Origin of the sequence: Aeromonas caviae, assembly GCF_000819785.1 — a bacterium.
In the GTDB taxonomy this organism is placed as follows: Bacteria; Pseudomonadota; Gammaproteobacteria; order Enterobacterales; family Aeromonadaceae; genus Aeromonas; species Aeromonas caviae.
In genome coordinates this window covers 582-791 of sequence record NZ_CDBK01000109.1, presented here as the reverse complement: position 1 = coordinate 791, position 210 = coordinate 582, and the positions used below count along the sequence as shown (strand labels likewise).

The 210-nt window shown below is 44.8% G+C and carries 1 pseudogene; it reads left to right on the top strand.

The features are described from left to right. A pseudogene (locus BN1120_RS21835) lies at positions 1 to 210 on the top strand (hypothetical protein); the annotation flags it as partial.

Here is a 210-nt window from a genome sequence, read left to right as displayed (position 1 = left end):
GCAGATAAAAACTATCATTACCGTCTTACAACAGAAGGTGTTATTGTCACTTATCAGGATGTTATTCCAGAAGTAGCTTATACGATAGTCCGTGGTTCGGCTTGGCTTGGCGTGGTGGTCTGTGTATTTGCAGTGGCTGTATTGGGACCATTTTCTCTGGTGGGGGCTGGTGGGATGGCACTCCTTGCGATATTTTTCACTGACTTTAAA